The 4,306-nt window shown below is 45.9% G+C and carries 5 protein-coding genes; all 5 read right to left on the bottom strand.

Features of this window, described 5'->3' with window-relative positions:
- Positions 1-314 (bottom strand): RHS repeat domain-containing protein (locus SYN7336_RS32400; protein WP_038026052.1); only part of this gene is annotated, 314 nt, incomplete at its 3' end.
- 216 nt (positions 315-530) lie between these two features.
- Entirely contained in the window at positions 531-902 is a 372-nt protein-coding gene (locus tag SYN7336_RS31065; RefSeq protein WP_156820192.1) for a hypothetical protein, read from the bottom strand.
- Positions 903-1,148: 246 nt separating this feature from the next.
- A complete protein-coding gene (locus SYN7336_RS32395) occupies positions 1,149-2,249 on the bottom strand; it encodes an RHS repeat-associated core domain-containing protein (RefSeq protein WP_017327083.1) in 1,101 nt (366 codons plus the stop codon).
- Positions 2,250-2,654: 405 nt separating this feature from the next.
- Complete coding sequence (locus tag SYN7336_RS16645) at positions 2,655-3,536, bottom strand: hypothetical protein (RefSeq protein WP_017327082.1); 882 nt, start codon at positions 3,534-3,536, stop codon at positions 2,655-2,657.
- Between the two features lie 82 nt (positions 3,537-3,618).
- The gene (locus SYN7336_RS16640; RefSeq protein ID WP_071590797.1) at positions 3,619-4,053 is read right to left on the bottom strand and encodes a cysteine peptidase family C39 domain-containing protein; all 435 of its coding nucleotides are present in this window, start codon (positions 4,051-4,053) and stop codon (positions 3,619-3,621) included.
- Positions 4,054-4,306: the final 253 nt, after the last annotated feature.

Below are 4,306 nucleotides of genomic sequence, written 5' to 3'. Positions count from 1 at the left end.
GTTTCGGTGAGGCGACCGAGGGCGTCGTAGCGGAATTCGGTGGTATTGCTCAGTTGGTCGGTTTGAGATTGGACGCGGTCGTTGTTGAAATAGTCCGTTTTGATGCGGGGGTTATCGGCGAGGTAGGCTGGCGCGGCGTCGGGGTAAACCACCTGGGTCCAATCGACCGCATCGAGGGTTTGGCCGGGGGCGATCGCCTCCAGTAACTGTTCGAGAGAATCGGATTCTGTCGGATAGATCGTTTCGGTGAGGCGACCCACTTCGTCGTAAACGTAATGGAGCACGTTGCCACCCGCGTCGATTTGAGCGCGCAAACGACCGACGCGATCGCAGAGGGTAATGCTGCGCAGGTTATCCGATGAATCTTCAGGGGTATCGTCAGCAAAGATCGTTTCTACCAGGCGATCGCTGAGGTCGTAGCAGAACTTCGTTACGTATTAGCTTCGGAGGTAAAGATGTAGGGAGTTGAGGGTATTTTCGCGTGGGTAGGTGACCACCCTAGTAGCTACTCACTGCCTCTCAAAGCCTCATCAAGGTCTTTTTCTGGTTTCTAGATATTCTCTTGGGTTCATCCTTGTTGGATCGCCAAAATAATAGTCTAAAATACTTTTCAAACAAAGCTCAATATCTTCAAATTCTTCTTGAAAGTCACCTGGGCCAGGGCCTGGGACATATTCCCGCACAGAAAATAATAACTTTCTATTCTCGATCAATAAGCGCGAGCAAGGCGCATCCGTTAAAATTTGCTCAGGACCATAGTAGCCCTGATAACCTGTTCTATTGTTTCCCTGTACTTTTTCCGGTTTAGCGATGCTGTATCCGCCCTTGTATGGTCCTTCCGATATTGGAGAGACCAAAAGTCCGGCTTCCCTTAAAATATTAATCTTTGTTTCATCAAACATAATGCGACTCCTTTATTATTAGTCTTCAAAATCATCTGAGTGGATTAGTAACAATCACTGTACCTGTAAATCGGCTCGAAAGTTCTGCAGCTGGAGTAAAGAACTGCCTTCCACCTGAGGGCTCTCTAATAGCTGCGAATGCCCCTTGTCCTGGCACTGTCGTAATCCCGTCAACAACAACAAAGTGCGGTCCTCGATCCAGATCTAATAATGCAATTGCTGGGTTGCTTGGAGATGTTGCATTGTCTAGACTGGGTTGCTTGGAGATGTTGCATTGTCTAGAATCGTCAAGTTTTGATTAAATAGAGCACGCGCATCACTCAATCCACTGTTTCTAAGAGCTGATGCCAGGTCCTCTGCACCAGCTCCACCAGCAGTCAAATTACTATCAATCGATAACTGCCTTACATCGAAATCTAAGTCCGCTGTATCCAAAACCATTGCGCACGCAGTGGGGCCACACGCGCTATTAGGAAAAATTGGAGCATCTGCCTGGTCCAATACAAGTCTATCGTCAATCCTTGGGAAGCTTGTGCTTCTTGGATTATTGGGCTCTAAACTTCCACCAATACTATCTGCTACAGCTCGGCCATTGTCGAGGATTCCACCGATGATGTTATCGACAAGATCGCCACCTTGCCTAGCAATGTTATCGGATAGCCCGCCAATCGATCGCGCAAACCCTCTCGCCCCCCTCAAGGGATTGCGCAGTAGTGAGCGCGGGTTGAGAGCACCATCCAGTAATCCGAAATCTAAAAGGGCAGAGGTGACACCCGCAAATGCCCGTAAAGGATCGCCACTAGACAATCCTGCTCGCAGCGTATTGAAAGAATCTGCTAAACCATTGGCGACCAGCAAGCTAAGACCCACTGTCCCAATAGCGCTCTTAAGTAGGGCTCCAGCAAGTGCCGGACCGAAGACAAAGCCCAACCCCCCAAATGCTGCCGCCCCTAAAACTCCCAATACTGTCGAGCGCTCTCCTCGAGCAAAGTCGCCAGTCACCTGTGCCCCAGCACCAATCCCCGCACCCAGCAAAAATTGCGGACTTGAAATGACACTCAGCGTTCCCCTAGCCACTGAAGCAGCACTGACATTGCCAATGCTGAAGAAACCGCTGGGATCTGTGTAGGTGACTGGGTTGGCATTGGCATAGAGATAGCGGTTCTGGCTAATCGGGTTGGTAATAAAGCCCTCGAAGGCATCGCGACTGATAAAGCGTCCCGTACTCGGGTCGTAATAGCGCTGGCGTAAATAATAGAGCCCCAACTCCTGCTCGAACTGCTCTCCGGCGAATAAGTTATCTACCTGCTCGGCATTGCGAGCACCTAGCAGCTCGCCAAAGGCCAAATAATCGAATTCCTGTGGACCGTGCCGTCGCCATCAGTCACGACACGAGTGCTACCCAACCCATCGGTATGGAAGAAGGTACTGCGATCGCCTTGCAACTGAGCGATTAAATCCAAACCAAAGACTGAAATCTGGACGAGGTCGTCACTGGCGATCGATATTTGAGTGGTTTGGTCATTATAGCGGTTTGGGGATGAATGAGGTACATCAAAAGCTTTGCCATGACAACGTTACAGATGCCATACTATACCTCACTCCAATGAAAACCGCTATATCGCCGCTCAAGCAAAGACTATGAATACTTGCCGACTACTAATGAAACCATACTGTTCGTCACAATGACTCATCTGACGGTGAGACGATTAGTGCCTGTTCCAGGTACTGCTTGGACTGCTTAAGAACTTCTTAAATACGCTCTGAGAGCTTTGAAGCCATAGCTTTTATCCATGCTTCATTATTTTCAAATAAAAGCAATTTACCTGATATTTTTTTTGCCAACAAAATTAGACAACCTTTATCTCTAAGTAGAATTCCATCTCCTGGACAATCAAGTATTGAGACAAGTAATTCAATCATCAAAGACCTTGCCACTTTATTCCCAGAAGGATTAACTCTAAACGAGATATGGATTCTTGGAGTAATTCCATATTGCTTAAAGATCAGCTTTGGATAGTTATGCTGGGAGATACAAACTTTGAGTCCCTTATGATAAAGTTGAATTTCATTTCTATGATTTTGTATCTTTTCTCTAGAAAGTCCTAACTGCCTTGTAAAGCTTGTCGAGATTTCTTCAATACTCTTTTCAGTAGTTCCTTCAAAGAAGAATTCTTCGCCGAGAACCAGCTTTTTTTCTTCCTCTGTCCATATGTGTCCATCTAACTTGTCAATTGCTACAGTAACACCGCCAGGGTTATGTCCTTCATGTATTAACTGCTCTGAAAAACTTCCGAACAGCCAATACATAGGTTCAGAACGGATGCATTGTATTGCCCTAAAGCTATAGGATGGAAAATTTTTCTTTGCCTGCCTATTCAAATGTATATTTGCAATTGAGAATACTTCACTCAGAGATAATTTAGGACTACGATAGTCTGATTTGACAATGATTCCTTTACCTCCTCCTAGGGAAATCATCTCCTCGATATCGGCAACCGCTTCAGCAGGCATATTGAGTTCGAGGAAACAAGGTATATTTTCAGGTTTACATTGAAGATCTAGATCGCTACTTTCGTAATCTGACTCTGGGAATTTGATTAGATAGATATCATACATGATTAAATCGTTCATCTGAAGCTTGTGCAGATTATTGGTTTACATAGAACCAAAAGTATTCTACTGTCTAGTTCTATGCTGGCGGAAGAATGTTGCTTTACAGTCGTGAAACTACATTCCCAGTAAAGAAAGTGGCAAAATCGGCAATCGGGATACTTTGTGAAGTTCCTATACCTACTGGAAGAGGGTCTCGGACAAATACACTCCCACCCTCAATTCTATCAACTACAACAGCATGTGAACCTCCTGTTAGGTCTGTACTAACACTAACTATTGCAGATCCATTACTGAGTGCTGCTTGGAGTTGATCTATTGTTTGTTGATTGTTAAATTCAAAACTTGCTAAATTCGGAGCCTCAACCATATTGCTTAAATTAGTAATTGCTTGCGGGAGATCGCTCAGGAATGCACCGTCAGCGTCTACGCCAGCTGCTTCCCTAATAAAAGCTTCTGGGATATTCACACCTTGATCTGCGAGGATCATTCTGCAAGACGCAGCTACGCATGAAAAATCTAGGGCTTGTCCGATCAAAGGCCGATCTATTGGTGGCGCATAGGGGCCCGCAATGGAATCGGGGAACGCTCCTCCTGTTGTTCCAGGAATACTTGCAGCTCCACTATCTGCGCCAATAATTGAGTCAGAGACGATTCACTTTTTAGATGTGATTTTCTCCGATAAATACTGGGTTTGAGCGGCTAAGGAAAAAGACGGTGATGATTGTTATTTGAGCAAGCCCCCCGAGGCAAGATTTGAATCAATTCTACCTGAGACCGCCAAGGCACAC

The organism is Synechococcus sp. PCC 7336 (genome assembly GCF_000332275.1).
GTDB lineage: Bacteria > Cyanobacteriota > Cyanobacteriia > Thermostichales > PCC-7336 > PCC-7336.
This window is presented reverse-complemented; position numbering and strand designations above follow the sequence as displayed.

What these genes read in the sequence shown, in the direction of transcription:
- SYN7336_RS31065 (WP_156820192.1), bottom strand. Translation starts at nt 902, where the DNA reads ATGTTTGATGAAACAAAGATTAATATTTTAAGGGAAGCCGGACTTTTG.
- SYN7336_RS16645 (WP_017327082.1), bottom strand. Translation starts at nt 3,536, where the DNA reads ATGAACGATTTAATCATGTATGATATCTATCTAATCAAATTCCCAGAG.